Below are 18,379 nucleotides of genomic sequence, written 5' to 3'. Positions count from 1 at the left end.
TTTTATATCAGTTTGATTGTTTTTAAAATCTGTTTATTAAAAAACCTGTTTATCTTTTCTGTTATCTGTTTTCTGTATAAGAAGAGTTCGCTTTTCCAAACGGAGTTTTCCACCTTAATAAACAAGACCCGATCTTCCACTTTTTTTGGCGTCGCTATTTTTTTCAGTTCGGGGAAAATAGTATAAAATTCCTCTATAACGTTGTACGATTCCGCTATTTCCCTGATGTCTTTAAATTCTTCCTGTGCAATTATCTGGCTTATGCTCTTAATATCAGTTGACGATTTTTGCTTTACCATTTTCCACCGTTATCAGTCTGTTGTCGTTATTCAGCTCTTCGTAATAAGTCAGGTCTGTCATTGTAATGAATGCCTGTCCTATTTCCGAAAGGTATGCGCTTATTTTCTCAGCGCGGTATTTATCGAGCTCGCCGAATACGTCGTCCATCAAAAAAACGGGCGTTCTGTTTATTCTTTCCTTGATGTAAAAAAATTGAGCGAATTTCAAAGCTATCTGAAACGTCTTGTGTTGTCCCTGCGAACCGTATTTTTTCAATTCTTTATCATTGATTAAAAACAGTAAGTCGTCGCGGTGAGGACCGATTAAATTGACTCCTCTCCTTATTTCCTCCTCTTTTACAGAGTCGATCTGTTTTCTGAATTCTACAGCTATATTTTCTTCCGGACTGCAAAGCGTTGAATAAGAAATAAACGGCGTTTCGACGTCTCCCATAATATACTGATACGCATTTTTGAGGTACCCGTTGAACTCGGATACAAATTTATTTCTGTGTTCGATTATTTGCGCTCCTTTGAGAATCAGGGATTCCGTCCAGGCTTCCAGCTGATCGTATAAATTCAGATTTCTGTTTTCCCTTATTTGCGACAAAAGGTTAGAGCGTTGTCTCAAAATTTTATTGTAATCAATGTAGATATCCAAATAAGAATGACTCAATTGCGATAGAGTGGAATCGACAAATTTTCTTCTATCCGACGGAGAACCCTGAGTAAGCTGGTGGTCTGCCTGAATGAGCGTTACAATCGGAAATTTGCCTATTATTTCGGCGGAATTCGGAATTATTTTGTCGTCGAGATAATAGTATTTCCTCCTGGTATCGTAATTCAAACGAACCGAATGAACCGCCAAATCCTCAATAACTCCTTTAATTTCCATAAATTGCCTGCCAAAAGTAATAGTATCGGAATCGGATGAAGACAAAAGATTCTTAGTGGTGCACAGGTAGTAAATTGCTTCTAATATGGATGTTTTTCCCTGTCCGTTTCCTCCTACCAGGAAATTTAATTTATTGGAAAACTCTACCGATGTGTCTTCATGCAGCCTGAAATTGCGCAAGTTAATATTTCTAAGGATCATTTTATGTATTCAAACGTACGGGCATCAACAGCATCATCAAATCTGTATTTTCTTTTTGTTCCACCGGTTCGATAATTACCGCTTTGGTAGGGGAATGCAGTTTAAATATTATCTCATCGTAATCCGACAGATGACTTAAAATATCGTTGATATACGTGGAATTGAAACCGATCTCCATCTTCTCACCCCGGTATTCGCATTTTACTTCTTCTTCGCCGGCGGCGCCGATATCAATGTCTTCAGCGGAAATAATAATTTGTTCCGAATCGATCGAAAATTTTACTCTCCTCGTTGTGCTAGTAGTAAAGAGCATCATTCTTTTAATCGAGTCGAGCAATTCGTTTGTTTTGACTCTGAGAGCATATTCGTTTTCCAGCGGAATTACGCTCTTATATTCGGGGTATTTCTGCGCTATCAATCGGGTAATCAATTCCATGTCGTTCAGCTTGAACGATACGTAACTGTTAGTAAAATATACTTTCAGTTCTTTTTCGTCCAAAACTTTAGATAAAACGGAAACGGCTCGTTCAGGAACCACATATTGTTTGTTTATGTCCGCTTTGATGTTTTTATTCAGATAATTGACGAGTCGATGACCGTCTGTAGTTACAAATCTCAAGCCTTCATCGCAAAATTCGAAAAGCGTTCCCATCATTGCCGGTCTTATTTCTTCTTTACTCATTGCAAAAGCCGTTTTATCGAAAGCGCTTTTTAAATCCTGACCGTTAATTGATATTTCATAGACGTCGTTGCTCGTGTTAATGGTGGGAATTTCCGGGAACTCGTCCGCGTCGATATAGCTTAATGTATACTTGCCTTTCTCCGTGGTTATTTCTAGTCTTTTGTTGCCGTTTATTTTGAAGTGTACGGTAGTGTCCTTCAAAGACTTGATAATATCGTAAAACAGACGCGCTGGAATTACTATTTTAATATTTTCGTCCGAAGCTATATTCAAAAAAGACTTCAGAGATATTTCCAGATCGGTTGCATAGACCGTCAGCACTCCGTTTTCTACTTCGAGCAGAATATTTTCCAATATCTGCATCGGCGTTCTTGTGGGTACTGCGGGAATGATTTTGGCAAGTAGCTTTTCGAGCTCTTTACTGTTCGCTTTAAATTCCATAAATTATCTCCACCTTTCAGCAAAAAATAATAAAATATAGAGAGATTTACAATTTTATTTTAGCCTTATCCACACACGTTATTATTATGTTTTTATAGTATTATTTAATGAATAAAAGAACAAAAACAATAAGACTGTTGATATGTTGATAAGTCTGAAAATACCAATTTACAGAGCAAAAAAGGATAATATGAAAAACGATAAATGTTGATAACGGGTTGAAAAAAACGAGTTATCAAAACGATGTTCATAAGATTAAATTATCCACAAGTTAAAAACAGACGGTCAACAAGTTATACACACTCAGGCGGCGCTCATTTCGATTTTATTTTTCAGACTTTCTATAATTTCCTTGACGTTGCCGTCCTTCTCAATCAATAGTTCCATAGTATTATAAGCGTGAATAACGGTCGAATGGTCTCGTCCGCCGAAATGCAGACCGATGGTTTTGAGCGAAGATTTAGTTAAAACTTTGGAAAGATACATAGCAATCTGACGAGCCAGTACGATTTCTTTTTTACGGTTTTTCTCGCGTACTTTATTTTCATCCACCTTAAAATAGTCGCAAACCACTTTGGTTATATAATCGATGGAAATCGAAACCTGTTTGTTGGTCGAAACTTCTTTGACGATTTTCTTAACCAGATTAAAATCGATTTCTTTAGAATTAAGGGAAGAAGTTGCCAAAAGCTTTATAAGACAGCCTTCCAGCTCTCTGATGTTAGAAGTAATGTTGTGAGCTATATACTCATAGATATCGTTAGAGAGTTCCAGACCGAAGCTTTCGCTCTTGTTTTTCAGGATGGCGACGCGAGTTTCGAAATCCGGCGGTTGTATGTCTGCGGTAAGTCCCCAGGAGAATCTCGATATTAATCTTTCGTTCAGACCTTTCAATTCCTTTGGAGGTTTGTCGCTCGAAAGGACTATCTGTTTTCCGCTTTGATGAAGAGTATTAAAAATCTGGAAAAACAGATCGAGAGTTTTTTCTTTGCCGACGAGAAATTGTATGTCGTCGATAATAAGAGTGTCCATGCTTTTGTAAAAAGCGGAAAATTCGTTCACACGGTCGCTCTGAATAGCTTCCACAAATTCTACCGTAAATGCGTCCGAAGAAAGATAAATTACTTTTTTATTCGAATCTTTCTCGAGAATCTTATTTCCGATGGCATGCATCAGGTGAGTTTTTCCGAGACCGACACCGCCGTAAATAAAAAGAGGATTGAAAGAAGTTTGACCGGGATTGTCCGCAACAGCCAACGCGGCGGCTCTAGCCAGTTGATTTCCTTCGCCCTTTATAAAATTTTCGAATGTATAGCGAGGATTAAGAAAAGATTCGAATTCGCTCTTCTTTTCCTCGACTACTGCGGCGGATTCGGGTTTTTTCTCGCTTGTCGGTTGTTTTAACTCTTCGAAAGGGTCGTTTTCTTCGTAAACTATGTAAACAAGTTTGCCTTCCGGTCCCAGTACCTGGTTTACCGTTTTGTTTATCAATGTATTATAATGCTCTTCGATCCATTCGATAAAAAAGTTGTTGGGTACGAAAATTTTAAGAGTATTGTTTTCAAGTTCATGCGGCTTTATGGGCAAAAACCAGGTATTATACGTAATGTAAGGTACGTTTTCTTTTATTATACTCAGGCATTCTTTCCAGATATCTTTGGCATTTTTTTCAGTTTCAATCTTTTCGGTATTTAGAGCAGATTGATTTAATTCCATATCACTTATCCACAATTAGATTAATGAAAAAATTGAGAATATTAATTATTTATTAAGAAAACAAAAAGAACTATCAGAAAAATTCCACAAATTATTAACATTAAATAAAACCCATAACTTATTTAGTTATAAAGAGTTACAGAATTTATTATAAAATAACAAACAAGAAATAATACTAAAGTTGATAAAATCACCCTTATAAAAGAAGTGTGAAACGTTTCACACAAACAACTTATCAACAAGTTATCAACACTCGATTTCAGCACCTTAACCGAGCGTGAAAATATGAGTTGCAGAGGATAAGAGCAAATTAATTTTAAAATCTTTTTCACTTTTCTTTTCGGATTTGTCAATTTATTTTGAAATACGAAAAAAAACGGAGAAAGCAAGTGAAAAATATTTTGATAATTTTTACCGGCGGCACCTTTTCGATGAAGATCGACAGGGAAACAAATTCGGCCGTGCCATATTACCATGGCGAAGAGCTCCTCAAAATCATTCCGGAAGCCGATAAGAAAGCCAATATATCCGTCTATGAATTCGGCAACTATCCCGGACCGCATATGACTCCGGAATTAATGCTCGAGTTGTCGGAAATTGTAAAGAAGTATATAAATCAAAACGATACTGATGGAATTATTATTACGCACGGGACAGACACACTCGAAGAGACAGCCTACTTTCTCGATCTCACGGTAAAAACGGAAAAACCGATAGTGGTAATAGGCGCTATGAAAACAAGCTCGGAGCCGGATTGGGACGGGCCGAAGAACCTGCTCGACGCCATATCGATTATTAATAATCCCAACAGCGGAAATATGGGCGTGCTTGTCTGTTTGAACGGCGAAATTAATGCCGCAAGCGAAGTAACGAAAACTCATACCGAAGATATCGAAACATTTCACAGTCTCGATTTCGGTTCGCTCGGATTTGTCGAAAACGACAGGGTGATTTTTAACAGGCTGCCAAGGAAACTTGAAACGTTCGAGACGGCGAAAATCAATTCAAACGTAGATTTGATAAAAGTATATGCCGGAATGAACGAAAAATTTTTCAAATTTTCAGCCGACAGCGGCGCCGACGGGCTGGTAGTCGAAGCTATGGGAGTTGGCAACGTTCCCCCGAAAGCGTTCGAAGGTATAAAGTACGTTATTGAAAAAGGCATCCCGGTGGTATTGGTTTCCAGATGCCCGGCCGGCGAAACTCTCGACATATACGGCTACGAAGGAGCGGGAAAATGGCTAAAAAAGGCGGGAGTTATTTTTTCCGATTACTTGAACGGGCAAAAAGCCAGAATAAAATTGATTGTTTGTCTCGGCATTACTAACGAAATAGCTAAATTGAGATCGATGTTCGAAGATGAACAATAAACAAATTAGGAAATGGATACCGTCTCTATTTTTTATACCCGCCGTAATATACCTGATTTATAACCGCGGAAGAGTATTTCTCCTGGACGAACTGAATCTGTTGATTCACGAGGGCGGGCACGGCGTATTTGCAATCTTTGGTAAGTTTGTCTATACCTTAGGCGGAACGCTTATGCAGATTATTATTCCGTCGCTTTTTATTTTTTACTATTACAAGGAAAAAAAATATACAGCCGCGAGAATCTTTTTGCTGTGGCTCGGACAGAATTTAATTAACATCAGCGTCTATGCCGCGGACGCCTCCGAGAAAAAATTGAGACTAATAGGAGGGAATAATGTTTACCACGATTGGAATTACATGCTTGGCAGGTTGAATCTTCTCGAACACGACAAAACGATCGGAACTCTGTTTTACGTATTGGCAATGCTCGTATTTGTTTATGTTTTGGTTATGCCCTTGTTTATCCGGGAATACAAGCGGCTGTCCCCCGAAGAAGAGGACAGCCTCGAAAAAATAATCAGATGAAAAGCAATTGAATAAGAATAAATACCGGCAGAAGAATAATAAGCGAGAATTTATACATATAAGCGAAAAAGCTCGGCATTTTTATATTGTTTTCCTCGGCTACGGCTTTAACCATAAAATTCGGACCGTTGCCGATGTATGTCATACTGCCGAAGAGTACCGCAGCCACAGAAATAGCTTTCAACAATTCTTCGGGAATTCCCGCTACTAAATTGCCGCTTTCAATGCCCAATCCCAGCGCCAATGAATGAAACGTTACGGCTGTTGGTGTATTGTCGAGGAAACTGCTGAGCGCTCCTGTGTAATAGTAAAACTGATGAGCCAGCGATACGCCCAATTGATGAGCGTTTGTTTCGAGATACAAAAGCGCGGGAACCATAGTTATAAAAATACCCAAGAAAAGATATGCTACTTCTTTAATCGGTTCCCAGGTAAAGTTGTTAGACTGACGGGTGAGTTTTGGAGTAAATAAGAGAGAAAGAATAGCCATGCCGAGAATAACGGCTTCACGGATGAATTTATAGTATTCGTTTTCTTTTATAAAATGAAGGTATTGTTCGTTCAGAAAAGCCACAGACAATACTACACCGATCAGCCATACAAAATTCAATTTCCCTTCGAGCTTGATAGGTCTTTGATTTTCTTTGTCTATTTTTAATGCTTGTTGAGGTTCCTTTTTATGATAATAACTGTCCACAATAAAATAAATTATAATCAGCAACAAATTTGAAAAAAGCCATTCGGGTACCAATTTGAAAAACCAGGTGAAAGGAGCTCCTCGCAAATACATCATAAAAAGCGGAGGATCTCCTAAAGGAGTGAGCAGTCCGCCGCAATTGGCAACAATTGCTATAAAAAACAATATTGTATGTACCTTAAAATTTCTTTCTTTATTTGTTTGAATTACCGGACGAATCAATAACATAGCCGCGCCCGTTGTTCCCATAAATGAAGCCAGAATAGCGCCTATACCCAGAAAAATCGAATTGACTTTCGGAGTCGCTTCGATATCCCCGGATAAATAAATTCCGCCGGTAATTGTAAAAAGCGCTCCCAATAAAATTATAAACGGAATATAGTCGAAGACCATTATTTCTACCAATTCATGAGAAAGCCCGGCAGATAGGAGATAAATCGTTGTGGGTATACTCAAAATGACGGCGATAATAAGTTTGTTGCGATTGTTTTCCCAAAAGTGTTCCCAAAAGAGCGGAAATACTGCAATCGATAGAAGCATTAATACAAAAGGAATAATACTTAATATCGGGATAGATACATGATGAGCGTCCATTTTTTTACCAGTTTAGTTGAACAAAATTACGCAAAACTATTATTTTCAGATGATTTTATCAACTTTTCAAACTCATTAACCGTATTTATTAATATAAGATTTGAAAAATAAATTAATAATTTAAGTCAACCTGACAAATCAGCTTTTTTATTAGCGGAAATGAAAAAGCTGTAATAACCGAGGAAGCAATAAAAATGTACGATACGTCTATGTAGCGAATTAGAGCGCCGTAAATTATAGGAGCAAACATCGACGATAAATTAAGAGAGCCGAAAACGCCTAGATAGAGGGCTCTGCTTTCTTCTTTCGAAATTTCGATAATTGCGCCTTCCTGTATAATCTTCCAGGAACCGATAGCGCCGCCGATAATGAAAAACAGCACATAGAAGGAATCGATCGAGTTAATTAGTAAAGACGCCGGCGGTATCAACGCCAGGAACAGTATGCTTATTTTCATCATTCCTTTGTACGAATAACGGGCTAATACTTTTTTCCACAAAAAACTGAAGACAATCATTCCTGTTATTTGTATGAGCAAAAAATTTCCCACGTCTTGTTTCGTAATCGGAAAAGTATTCTTTATGTGACCTATTAAAAAAGGGATTGTTACAAAAGAAAAACCTGCAAGATTCGATATTAAAATCAATCCGCGGAGAGTTTTGTTGTTCTTAATTTCGTCGACTACGCTCTTAAACAAGTCGGTTTTCTTTTTGATTTTTACGCGCGAGGGTTTTTCTTTTATCATCCAGAAACCGAGCGAAGCGATAAAAAGGAAGGCGGCGGCGCAGAAAAACGCCGTTTGATAATTGCGTGGATATTCGATTTCGCTCAACAATAATTTTGCTATAAATGCCGATGAGAGAATTCCCGCGCCCGCAATAAATTGTTTTGTAACGAAGAAATTTTTGCGTTTCGATGGTTCAAAACATTTGCCTACAATATCGCCGTAAGAAATTCCGGCAAATGCGCCGCTTATAGAAAAAAGAAACATCCAGAAAAGTATAAGAAAAATGAATGAGCCCGTCGAAATTTTGTCTATAAAAAAAACGGACGAAGCCGTGCCGGCAAAAGCAGAAACGCGCAAATAAATTCCTATCAGCAGGAATTTCTTTTTGAATTTTTTGCCGGTCAAAAGAACCGCAAAAAACAATTGCGACAACAGAGGAACGCCGATCATTATCGAAGCGAGGTATCCCACTTCTGTCTGTGTTCCGCCGGCAAAGAGAATCAATGCCGGCAGAACCGTGTTTTTGTCGGCAAAAATTTCGGCCAGAGCCAGCCAAAAGGCGTGCCAGAGTAACGAAAAAAAATTTATTTTTTCTTTAATGAGAGCGCCAGCCGTAACCGTGACCTTCTCCATGACATTGTTTTCTGCCGTGATCGATACTCCTCTTTACAGTCGGTTCGTTCAATTTATCGAGTTTTCCGCTCAATAAATTTTCGATTGCCTCTTTGACGGACATTTTTCTGGCAAGGAATACGCTGCTGCGAGGAGTGTTTATCATTTCAAAAGCATGAGGACCAATATTGCCTACTATAAAAGCATCGATTCCCATTTCCAGAAATTTTTCCAGATTCTCGTGATTGTGTCCTTCTTCCTCATTGGCAAAGCTTTCGAAAGAGTTCGTATCGCTGTCGTAAAAGATATAATAAGCGGCGCGACCGAATCTTTTTGAAACCTGGCTTTCCAATGTATTTCCGTCCGAACCGATAATTATTTTCATGACTTTTCTCCTTTTTGATTAAAGTTCTTTTGCGGTAAAGTAGCCGCTTTGAATAGCGGAAACAGCGTCGCCGACTTTTTCGGCGTCTCCTATAATATAATACGGAATTTTGCCTTCCAGTTTTTCTGTGAGCGAAGTGTCCGGTTTCATTCCCGTTGCAACCACACAGATATCTATCTCTTCAATTACGGTTTCTTTGCCGTTATTGTCCGTAATATAGACATCATTCCCTAAGCGCCTTGTTACTTTGGATCCGGTAAAAATTCTCGCTCCGGCGTTCTTTAATTTGAGCAGATTTAATTTTTTTGTTATTAATTCCATGTCGCGCGCCAATTCATCGAGCATTTCTACAATGGTTACGTTGTTATTGCCGTCGATAAGAGCCGAGGCTATTTCAACTCCTATTGATCCGCCTCCGATAATCAATACGTTTTTGTTTTTAGGGGGATCCAAAAGAATTTCAGCCCAATAATAATTTTTCATCCCTTCGATTTCCGGAATAAAAGGTTTTGAACCGGTGGCTATTATTACGCCGTCGTATTTTCCTATTAAATCTTCGGGAGCCGCCTCTTTGTAGATAACCGATACGTTGCTGTCGTTAATTTCTTCGATGTAATATTCGATTTGTTTTTGCAATGAAATTTTGCCCGGCGGAAGGGGAGCGTATTTAAATTGACCGCCGAGGTTTTCTTTTTCGAACAGAGTAACATTATGACCGCGTTTCTCGAGAGTTAGCGCGGCTTCCATTCCGGCTAAGCCGCCTCCGACAACGGCATAATGTTTTTTAGAGGGCTCGGTAGTAATAATTTCGGATTCCCTGCCGACTGTGGGATTAATTTCGCATTGCAAAGTTTTTCCGATTTTAATTCTTCCTAAACATCCGGTAAGACAAGCGCTGCATGGACGGATTCGCTCGCCGATTAGGTTAAGATACTTTCCCGCAAAATCGGGATCGGCTATAAGCGCCCGTCCGATTGCCGCATAATCCGCAGAACCTGAATCGAGAATGGCGTCGATATCCCGCGGCTCGTTGATCTGTCCTACGGCAATCACGGGAATCGAAACGGCTTCTTTTATTTTTTTCGACAACTCCCAGTTTTTTCCTTTCGGAATAAAATGGTGCTGATAATACCACGGCGGACTCATACATACATTTCCGGATGTAACATGAATTGCATCCGCCTTTTCCCGTTCGAGTATTTTTGCAATGCGAATCGTCTCCTCGAGTTTAATTCCGCCTTCGTACATTTCGTCTCCGCTTAAACGGACAATTACGGGAATTGCAAGATTTTCTTTCAGGAGTCGAAGAATTTCGAGTCCGAACCGTATGCGGTTTTCGAAACGGCCGCCGTAAATATCTGTGCGTTTGTTTGAGTCGGGAGAAAGGAATTGAGCAATTAAATATCCGAGACCGAATTGAAGTTCGATTATATCGTAGCCGGCTTTCTCGGCTCTTAAAGCAGCTCTTAAATATTGATTTTGAACCTCTTTGATTTCATCTGCGGTTAGAGCTTTCGGTTTTTTGCCCCCGTTGGGGCATTGAATTTCCGAGGCAGACAGGTAAATATTTCCTTCGAGTTTAGGGTTAGCCATTCTGCCCGGGTGGTTAATATGAGCTACGGCAAAGGCTCCGTTTTTATGAACGGCTTCGATTATTTTTCTGTGTCCTTCGATTTTATCGTCCGAGTCGATGCCTATTTGGGTCGGAAGTTCTCTAACTCTTCGATCGATATAGAACGGTTCGAATATAACGGCCGACACATGAGGCGAACGTCTTTCCCAGAAAGCGATATGCCGATCCGTAATGCTGCCGTTGCCGTCTCCGTATCCGGTTTTGACGGCGGACATTAATAATCTGTTTCTTAATTTCGGAAGCACCATATTTTTTTAGTCGGTTAGATGCGCTTCCGCGGGATATGATTCGAAAAGAAAAATTTCAGGCTCTCTTAAGTAATCGCATGAACTTAAAGAACCATAGAGTAAGAGGAAACCGGTTGACCAGTTTTTTTATTTCATAAAGATTTTCGATTGCCGCAAGTTCTCCGGCTTTAATTATTTCTCCGGCTCGCTCAAAATCAGCCCACGATAAATTTTTTATGTCGGGATGAATTACCAGATCGGCTTCCTGCAACTTCAAAAGCGCCAGATGATACGATGTAATGTCTTCCGTCCGGTAGAGCAGATCAATAATATTATCGGGCGCTTTGGAATATTTCAGTTGCCTCATTACGTCGACCGCAAGGACTCGGTCGGCGCCGAGTTCTTTTAATTTTGTAGCCGGGACGGTTTCCGACGTGTAGCCGTCTACGAGCAAGTAATCTTTATATTTGAGGGGAGGAAAAATTCCCGGAATTGCCGAGCTGGCTCTTATGGCGGTACGCAGCGACCCGCTTGTAAAATTTATTTCTTCCCCGCTGATAAGGTCTGTCGCCACCGCGGAAAACTTCAGTTTCAGATTTTCGATAGGAACGTCGGGAATAACGCCGAACATTTCTTCGGCTTCGTCTTCTTCGAAATAAGACAGGCTCGAAAGGGACTTAAACGCTTTGAAACGCACCTCGATAAAATCGAAAAGTTGTTCCAGAAAATTTTTGTCGAGCGCGCCTTTCGATTCGCTTAGTTTCGAAATGCCAAGTTCCTTGAATCTCGGATTGTTCAATACGCTTTCAATAAAGCTTTCCACATCGTCGATATTGCCGTAGTAGGCATAGAGTCCGCCGATTATTGCGCCCATACTGCAACCGGTTATAGAATGAATTTTAATCTTGTTTTTTTCGAGCGTTTTGAGAACGCCGATGTGAGCAAGACCGCGGGCTCCTCCGCCCCCAAGCGCTATTCCTAACTTCGACACTTCTTTCCCTAAAAAATTATTGTAAATGCAAAAATAGAATAATATTTTTATATGCGGGCGGAAAAATTTAATAATATACACTTCATCAAAAAATCAAAAAAATTTAGCATGCGAAAAAGCTTTGTTGCGGACAGAATCTAAAAAAGGCGGAAGATATATCCGAAAAGTTTTTAGAATATAAATTCTTTACGGCGAAAAGAAAAATCTAAAACGGGGGCAAAATGATTACATATCAAATCAAAAAACGAAATCTTAGACGGAGTCGAATACGTTCACACCGAAATAGAAGGCATTATGAATGTCGAAAGCAGAAACAAGGCTGCTCTCGAAACGATTAAGTTTATGAGGGAAAAGAAAATCAACAAAGTTTTGTGGGATATAAGAAACGCAAAACTCGATTATACTCTCATAGGCAGTCACATGATAGTGACGAATCTCGACAAACTCGGAGTAACGGAAAAAGAGCGGATTGCCGTCCTCGATGCGCTCGACAAAGAGCAGCACGAGCATTCGAAAAACGTTGCCCTCAACAGAGGAATTTTTAACCTCTCCTACTTTTCCCGCCTCGACGAAGCGCTTAAATGGCTTATCTCGGGAAAATAGAATAAAAAGACAAGAAGACTTGTCTATATTATTTTTGAGATTTCCCGGATTTTCCTTTCCCGCCTTTGAAAAAACGCCATTACACGGACGTTAAAAATGCGCGAAAACCTAATATTGAATATTGGCAAGAAAGTTGATATTGATTGATGTAAACAATTATGACATGAAAGGCTGTTATGGATGAACCAAAATATACAATAAGCATGGCGGCAAAACTTTCCGGAATTTCAGTGCATACACTAAGAATGTACGAGAGGGAAGGGCTCATAATTCCTTTTAAGAAGTCGAGCAATCAACGTCTTTATACCGACAGGGATATTGAAAGAATCGGTTGTATCCGGAGTACAATAAACGAAGACAAAATCAATATCGAAGGCATAAGGCGAGTCCTGGCTTTAATTCCTTGCTGGGCAATAGTAAAATGCAGCGAGAAAGACCGGAAAGAATGCGCGGCTTATTCCGGTCATACAAAACCGTGCTGGATGATTAATCATAAAGACAACTACTGCTCGGGACGGGACTGCCGTCAATGCGAAGTTTATAAATCTTACGGGAATTGCGCATCGATTAAAAACAAATTAAAGGAATTATTAAAATAAATTATTCGGGAGAACTGATGAAAAAGTTAGTAATACTTGGCGCCGGCACCGCAGGCACCATGATGCTCAATAAACTCTATCCTGTACTCGACAGGAACGAATGGCAGATTACTATAGTCGACCAGTTTGAAACTCACTACTATCAACCAGGTTTTCTTTTCATACCCTTCGGTATTTATTCTAAAAAAGACGTAATAAAACCGAAGCGGGATTTCTTTCCCACCGGCGTGAACGTTTGCATGGGGGAAATCGACAAAATCGAACCGGGATCGAACAGGGTCTTGATGAAAGACGGAAAAGTGCTGGGATACGATTATTTAATTGTTGCAACCGGCGCAAAAATTAATCCCGGCGAAACCGAAGGAATGCTCGGAGATTTATGGTACAAAAAGATATTTGATTTCTATACGATCGAAGGAGCCGTAGCTCTGGCTAATTTCTTCAAACACTGGGAAGGCGGCAAACTGGTTGTTAATATTACCGAAATGCCGATCAAATGTCCCGTGGCTCCGCTCGAATTCGTATTTCTGGCAGACTGGTATTTTACAGAAAGGGGAATACGCGACAAAGTTGAAATCCACTTTGTGACTCCGCTGCCGGGCGCGTTCACAAAACCGAAAGCTTCTTCGATTTTAGGAGATTTCCTCGACAAAAAGAATATTAAACTGACAACCGATTTTAATATCGGGCGCGTGGACAATGAAAACCAGAAAATAATTTCGTGGGACGAAAGAGAAGTCCCGTTCGATTGCCTGGTCACAATTCCGACAAATATGGGAGACGAAGCGATTGCCCGCAGCGGTATGGGCGACGAACTCAATTTTATTCCGACCGACAAACATACTCTAGTTGCCGAAGGATACGACAATATTTTCGTTATCGGCGACGCCACCAATCTGCCCTCTTCGAAAGCCGGTTCAGTCGCTCATTTCGAAGCCGATATTTTGTTCGAAAATTTTATCGACGTTATCGAAGGCAGAAAACCGAGAGCCCGCTTCGACGGACACGCCAACTGTTTTATCGAGTCCGGTTTCGGCAAGGGAATATTAATCGATTTCAACTACGATACCGAACCGCTGCCGGGTAAATTTCCTCTGCCGGGCGTCGGGCCATTTTCGCTCCTGGAAGAAACGAAAATGAATCACTACGGCAAAGTAATGTTCAGATGGATGTACTGGAATTTTCTGATTAAAGGGAAAGAATTACCGATCGAATCGCACATGTCAATGGCAGGCAAGAGGTTATAATATGGAAGAAACAAAAATTCAAAATCAGATAGACGAGTTGAACCGGAAGCTCGATATTATACTCGAAGAGATCGAACTGCAGCGCCGCCACAGGAGAGAAATGGAAGACCTTAAAGACGATCTGATGCGAGTGGGTGCCGATCTCTACAAAACGGCGGTTGAAGAACTCGACGAGATAAGCGACTCCTTCAGCTCAGCCGATTTACTCCACCTCGGTAAAAAGCTTCTAAGGAACGTAAACACAATCAATAAAGCGGTCGAACAGCTCGAGAGCATTAAAGATTTCTTCGAAGATTTTGCGCCGATCTCGCGAGAAGGCATAATCGATTTGATGAACAAACTCGACGAGTACGACAGAAAAGGGTATTTCGACTTTATGAGAGAATCAAGAAAAATTCTCGATAATATTGTTACTTCATTCTCGCCGGAAGACGTAAGAGCCCTGGCGGACAATATTGTAATGATTCTCGATACAATTAAAAATCTTACTCAGCCGGAAATGCTAAACACTCTCAACAACGTGGTTAACGTATACAAAAATCTCAATATAACGGTTAAAGAAGACGTTTCGTTGTTTTCTCTTCTGAGAGAAATGAACGACCCCCAAGTTAAAAGAGGATTGGCATTCGGAATCGAATTTCTTAAAAATATTGCAAATCAACCGGAAGAATTAAACTCAAACACAAAACAATAACAACGGAGGTACTTTTATGGCAACTATCGAAATATTGGGCAAGCAGCTCGAAGTCGACGCCGACGGCAATCTTGCCAATTTATCGGATTGGAACGAAGAAGTGGCTAAAGAGCTCGCAAAAATGGAAGGTATTAACGAACTGACCGAACGCCATTGGGCGGTAATTAATTTTATGAGAAAAGAATATCAGGAAAAAGGCGACGCTCCTTCGATCAGAAGACTTACCAAAGAAAGCGGCGTTAGCACAAAAGAACTCTATGAACTTTTTCCGAACGGTCCGGCTAAAAAAGCCGCTAAGATTGCAGGACTACCAAAGCCCAAAGGCTGTATTTAATTAAATAAAGACGGAGAAAAAAATGTCCGAACAACTTAAAAAAGTATCAATAGTGGTTTCCAAAGGCTCCCTGGAGGGAGTTTATCCCGGGCTGATAATGGCCAACGGAGCGCGGATGGAAGGTATCGAAGCAAATTTATTCTTTACATTTTTCGGACTCGATGCGATTATCGACAAAAGAATGGATAAGCTGAAAGTGGCCACTGTCGGTAATCCGGCTATGCACATTCCCTCGATAATCGGAATATTGCCCGGCATGAGCGCTTTTGCAACAAGAATGATGAAAAAGGAGATGGAAAAACTCGACATTCCTCCCGTCAGAGAATTCCTCGAAATGATTCACGATGCGGGTTGCAACATCTACGCCTGCAAAGCCACGGTGGATATGTTTCATCTTAAAAAAGAAGATTTCTGCGAACAGGTAGACGACATTATAACAGTGGGCGAATTCTACGAGATGTCTGCCGGCGGCGAAATTATCTTTACATGATTTTCAGGTTTGTCCCGTCTTATTCTCCGCGCTTAATCGAGACGGGACAAACTTTTTCGTTTTAAAAAACGATTTTTGTAAGTATAGTTATTTTTTTAATTTTCAAAGCATAATTTTAATTAGGGTATTAGGTGTGTTTATCCGATTCATCTGAGTTGCTTACCGCAGGGGAGAACTCAATGATATAAAATCATCCATCAATTATACAGGGGAGTGAAGCATGAAAAAATTAACCGTTATTCTGACTGCAATATTAATGATTGCTCTGTCGGCGGTCCCGTTGAAAGCAAACGGATTGAGTCTTAACAGCGTCGGTACCCGCGCGCTCGGTATGGGAGGCGCATTTGTCGGTTTGGCTAACGACGGTTCAGCTATTTATTGGAATCCCGCAGGTCTGGCGGGATTGGATTCGAGAGTTTATTTGTACGGTACGTTCATTATGCCGAACGGTTATTACAAGAACGGACCTATCGACGCGTCTCTGGTCAATAACGTTTATCCCGCGCCCGGTTTGTTTGTGAATTACTCGCTCGACAATATGGCTTTCGGACTTGGAGTATATGTGCCCGCGGGCATCGGAGCCGAATGGAATACTTCCGAATTCGGTTATCCTTCGCAGGCTAACTTAGAACTGATGTCCCAAATCGGAGTGATAAACATATCTCCGGCGTTTGCTTATCAGGTATCCGAAAATCTCTCGCTGGGTTTGGCCGTTAATATTTCGTATGCGATGTTCGATATGAAACAACCCGTAATGCAGGATGTTAACGGGGACGGTATCCCTGAGTTTTTCCAGTACGACGAATCGTCGGACGGACTCGGATTCGGAGCTACTTTCGGATTAAAATATAATTTCAATCCCGAACTCTCTTTCGGAGCCACGGTACGATTGGCGTCGAAAGTATCGATGAGCGGAACGGCGAAGAATAATCTGTTTCCGGTATTGCCCAACTTACCGCCGGCTGTGATGCCCGGACCCGGCGAAAGCGATTTCGACAGAGACGTTACGTGGCCGCTCTGGATCTCCGGCGGGTTTGCCTACAAACCGAACGATAAACTTACTTTGGTTCTCGACGCTCAATTCAGCCAATGGTCGGAACTCGACGAACTCGTTACTGAATATAACGACGCTTACTGGAAACTTGCAATGAGCGTAGACGACGGAAATAAATTCATACTCAAATGGGAAGACAAAGTACAGATTCGCGCAGGCGCCGAATATCAATTTTCTCCTTGTTTCACGGGCAGAATCGGCTACTACTACGACCCGGCTCCGGCTCCGGACGAAACAGTCAATATTCTCTTCCCGTCTTCCACCAATCACGTTCTAACGGGCGGATTGACTTATTCAATGGGAAAAATTCAACTTGAAGCAGCCGCAGAGTATCTCTTCGGCGCAGAAAGAGATATTACTCAAGGATCTCACAACATGGGCGGAAAACACCTGCTCAATGTTTTCAGCTTCAGCGTAGGCGTCGGATACAATTTATAATAATTATCGATCGTTTTTCAGGGCGGGTAAAACAACCCGCCTTTTTATTTTAAAATTTTTCTCTCACATCGACAAATCCTGCAAATACATTAAAGAGCAAAAAATATAGCCGCAACGAAATTCATCCGGGAAAAAATTGCCGGATCTCGGATAATTTTCTTATTATTGTTTATCAAGAGGGAAATAAGTTGAAGGTATCGGTTGGATGGGTAAGGGGAATAAATCGCGTTATATTAAATATGCAAAAGTTGCCGGAGCGCTTTATCTTGTAATAATAGCTGCGGGTCTTTTCAGCGAATTCTTTGTAAGATCCAAAATTATTTTGAAGGACTCCGTTGCGACGGTCGAAAATATAACTTTATTTCAGTCATTATATCGCGCCGGTTTTGTTGCGGATACTTTAATGGTAACCGCCGATATTATTATCGCAATTCTTTTTTACATTATCTTCAGGAAAGTAAATAAATATCTTTCTCTTACCGCTGCGGTATTCAGATTGACTCAGGCATTATTAATATGCGTCAGTCTACTGTTTTATTTTGCGCCGTTGATTATGCTCGACAGTATAAATCCTGAAATCCACGAAACAATAACGCCGGGTCTTTTTATCGAACTTCATGCTTACGGATACGACTTCGGATTGATTTTCTTTGGAGCGTCGAATTTGATTCTGGGATATTTGATTGTAAAGTCGGGAATAATTCCCGTAATCTTGGGTTACGGTTTATCAACCGCCGCCGTAGTCTATATACTCGGAAGTTTCATACGGTTTTTATTTCCCGATATTTTTTTTCTTATACAACCGCTCTATCTCATTCCGTTGATCGCTGAGTTGTCGGTGGGAATTTGGCTGCTCTTCAAAGGAGTCGACATGAACAATCTTTCTTCTTTATAGTTGTTCTTTTTTGCTGCGATTTTATTGACTTTCATATAAATCGGAGGAAA

The 18,379-nt window shown here is 40.5% G+C and carries 19 protein-coding genes; 10 read left to right on the top strand and 9 right to left on the bottom strand.

Features of this window, described 5'->3' with window-relative positions; translation table 11 throughout:
• Window positions 1-2 precede the first annotated feature (2 nt).
• From ACOYVE_RS11650 to dnaA, 4 genes are all read right to left on the bottom strand, one after another.
• On the bottom strand, window positions 3-299 hold the full coding sequence (locus tag ACOYVE_RS11650; protein ID WP_014855714.1) for a DUF721 domain-containing protein: 297 nt from the start codon (window positions 297-299) through the stop codon (window positions 3-5).
• A complete protein-coding gene (gene recF, locus ACOYVE_RS11645; protein ID WP_081489467.1) occupies window positions 274-1,374 on the bottom strand; it encodes a DNA replication/repair protein RecF in 1,101 nt (366 codons plus the stop codon). Before recF ends, ACOYVE_RS11650 begins: the two co-directional genes overlap by 26 nt.
• 1 nt (window position 1,375) lies before the next feature.
• Entirely contained in the window at window positions 1,376-2,497 is a 1,122-nt protein-coding gene (gene dnaN / locus ACOYVE_RS11640) for a DNA polymerase III subunit beta (RefSeq protein WP_014855712.1), read from the bottom strand.
• A 303-nt stretch (window positions 2,498-2,800) separates the two neighbouring features.
• On the bottom strand, window positions 2,801-4,213 hold the full coding sequence (gene dnaA, locus ACOYVE_RS11635) for a chromosomal replication initiator protein DnaA (RefSeq protein ID WP_014855711.1): 1,413 nt from the start codon (window positions 4,211-4,213) through the stop codon (window positions 2,801-2,803).
• A 389-nt stretch (window positions 4,214-4,602) separates the two neighbouring features.
• Between dnaA and ACOYVE_RS11630 the strand changes: the two genes are divergently transcribed.
• Window positions 4,603-5,583: an asparaginase gene (locus ACOYVE_RS11630; protein ID WP_014855710.1), complete on the top strand. Its 981-nt coding sequence runs from the start codon at window positions 4,603-4,605 to the stop codon at window positions 5,581-5,583.
• Window positions 5,573-6,109, top strand: coding sequence for a hypothetical protein (locus tag ACOYVE_RS11625; RefSeq protein WP_014855709.1), 537 nt, complete (start codon window positions 5,573-5,575; stop codon window positions 6,107-6,109). The genes ACOYVE_RS11630 and ACOYVE_RS11625 overlap by 11 nt, the downstream gene beginning before the upstream one ends.
• On the opposite strand, the gene ACOYVE_RS11620 is transcribed toward ACOYVE_RS11625, so the two are convergent.
• The 5 genes from ACOYVE_RS11620 to ACOYVE_RS11600 all read right to left on the bottom strand — a co-directional run bounded on the left by ACOYVE_RS11620 (window position 6,102) and on the right by ACOYVE_RS11600 (window position 11,975).
• Window positions 6,102-7,400: a sodium:proton antiporter gene (locus ACOYVE_RS11620; protein ID WP_041355884.1), complete on the bottom strand. Its 1,299-nt coding sequence runs from the start codon at window positions 7,398-7,400 to the stop codon at window positions 6,102-6,104. The genes ACOYVE_RS11625 and ACOYVE_RS11620 overlap by 8 nt on opposite strands.
• 112 nt (window positions 7,401-7,512) lie before the next feature.
• Window positions 7,513-8,760, bottom strand: coding sequence for an MFS transporter (locus ACOYVE_RS11615; protein WP_422882081.1), 1,248 nt, complete (start codon window positions 8,758-8,760; stop codon window positions 7,513-7,515).
• On the bottom strand, window positions 8,723-9,124 hold the full coding sequence (locus ACOYVE_RS11610) for a NifB/NifX family molybdenum-iron cluster-binding protein (RefSeq protein WP_422882079.1): 402 nt from the start codon (window positions 9,122-9,124) through the stop codon (window positions 8,723-8,725). The genes ACOYVE_RS11615 and ACOYVE_RS11610 overlap by 38 nt, the downstream gene beginning before the upstream one ends.
• 18 nt (window positions 9,125-9,142) lie before the next feature.
• Entirely contained in the window at window positions 9,143-11,005 is a 1,863-nt protein-coding gene (locus ACOYVE_RS11605) for an NAD(P)/FAD-dependent oxidoreductase (protein WP_422882078.1), read from the bottom strand.
• Between the two features lie 55 nt (window positions 11,006-11,060).
• A complete protein-coding gene (locus tag ACOYVE_RS11600; protein WP_422882077.1) occupies window positions 11,061-11,975 on the bottom strand; it encodes a patatin-like phospholipase family protein in 915 nt (304 codons plus the stop codon).
• Window positions 11,976-12,269: 294 nt separating this feature from the next.
• Between ACOYVE_RS11600 and ACOYVE_RS11595 the strand changes: the two genes are divergently transcribed.
• The 8 genes from ACOYVE_RS11595 to ACOYVE_RS11560 all read left to right on the top strand — a co-directional run bounded on the left by ACOYVE_RS11595 (window position 12,270) and on the right by ACOYVE_RS11560 (window position 18,329).
• The gene (locus tag ACOYVE_RS11595; protein WP_014855703.1) at window positions 12,270-12,578 is read left to right on the top strand and encodes a hypothetical protein; all 309 of its coding nucleotides are present in this window, start codon (window positions 12,270-12,272) and stop codon (window positions 12,576-12,578) included.
• A gap of 176 nt (window positions 12,579-12,754) precedes the next feature.
• A complete protein-coding gene (locus ACOYVE_RS11590) occupies window positions 12,755-13,177 on the top strand; it encodes a MerR family transcriptional regulator (protein ID WP_014855702.1) in 423 nt (140 codons plus the stop codon).
• 17 nt (window positions 13,178-13,194) lie between these two features.
• The gene (sqr, locus tag ACOYVE_RS11585; RefSeq protein WP_422882074.1) at window positions 13,195-14,424 is read left to right on the top strand and encodes a type III sulfide quinone reductase, selenoprotein subtype; all 1,230 of its coding nucleotides are present in this window, start codon (window positions 13,195-13,197) and stop codon (window positions 14,422-14,424) included.
• Window position 14,425: 1 nt separating this feature from the next.
• Window positions 14,426-15,118 (top strand): DUF1641 domain-containing protein, encoded by a 693-nt coding sequence (locus ACOYVE_RS11580; RefSeq protein ID WP_014855700.1) that lies wholly within the window; start codon window positions 14,426-14,428, stop codon window positions 15,116-15,118.
• Between the two features lie 16 nt (window positions 15,119-15,134).
• Window positions 15,135-15,452, top strand: coding sequence for a TusE/DsrC/DsvC family sulfur relay protein (locus ACOYVE_RS11575; protein WP_422882072.1), 318 nt, complete (start codon window positions 15,135-15,137; stop codon window positions 15,450-15,452).
• 22 nt (window positions 15,453-15,474) lie between these two features.
• Window positions 15,475-15,942: a DsrE/DsrF/DrsH-like family protein gene (locus ACOYVE_RS11570; protein ID WP_014855698.1), complete on the top strand. Its 468-nt coding sequence runs from the start codon at window positions 15,475-15,477 to the stop codon at window positions 15,940-15,942.
• A gap of 220 nt (window positions 15,943-16,162) precedes the next feature.
• Window positions 16,163-17,434, top strand: coding sequence for an OmpP1/FadL family transporter (locus ACOYVE_RS11565; protein WP_422882071.1), 1,272 nt, complete (start codon window positions 16,163-16,165; stop codon window positions 17,432-17,434).
• 205 nt (window positions 17,435-17,639) lie between these two features.
• Window positions 17,640-18,329, top strand: a complete 690-nt coding sequence (locus ACOYVE_RS11560; RefSeq protein WP_014855696.1) for a DUF4386 domain-containing protein — start codon at window positions 17,640-17,642, stop codon at window positions 18,327-18,329.
• The last annotated feature ends 50 nt before the right edge of the window (window positions 18,330-18,379 follow it).

It is taken from the genome of Melioribacter sp. (genome assembly GCF_049325435.1).
Lineage (GTDB): Bacteria > Bacteroidota > Ignavibacteria > Ignavibacteriales > Melioribacteraceae > Melioribacter > Melioribacter roseus.
Note: the sequence above shows the minus strand (reverse complement) of the source record. Positions and strands in the feature narration are given on the sequence as shown.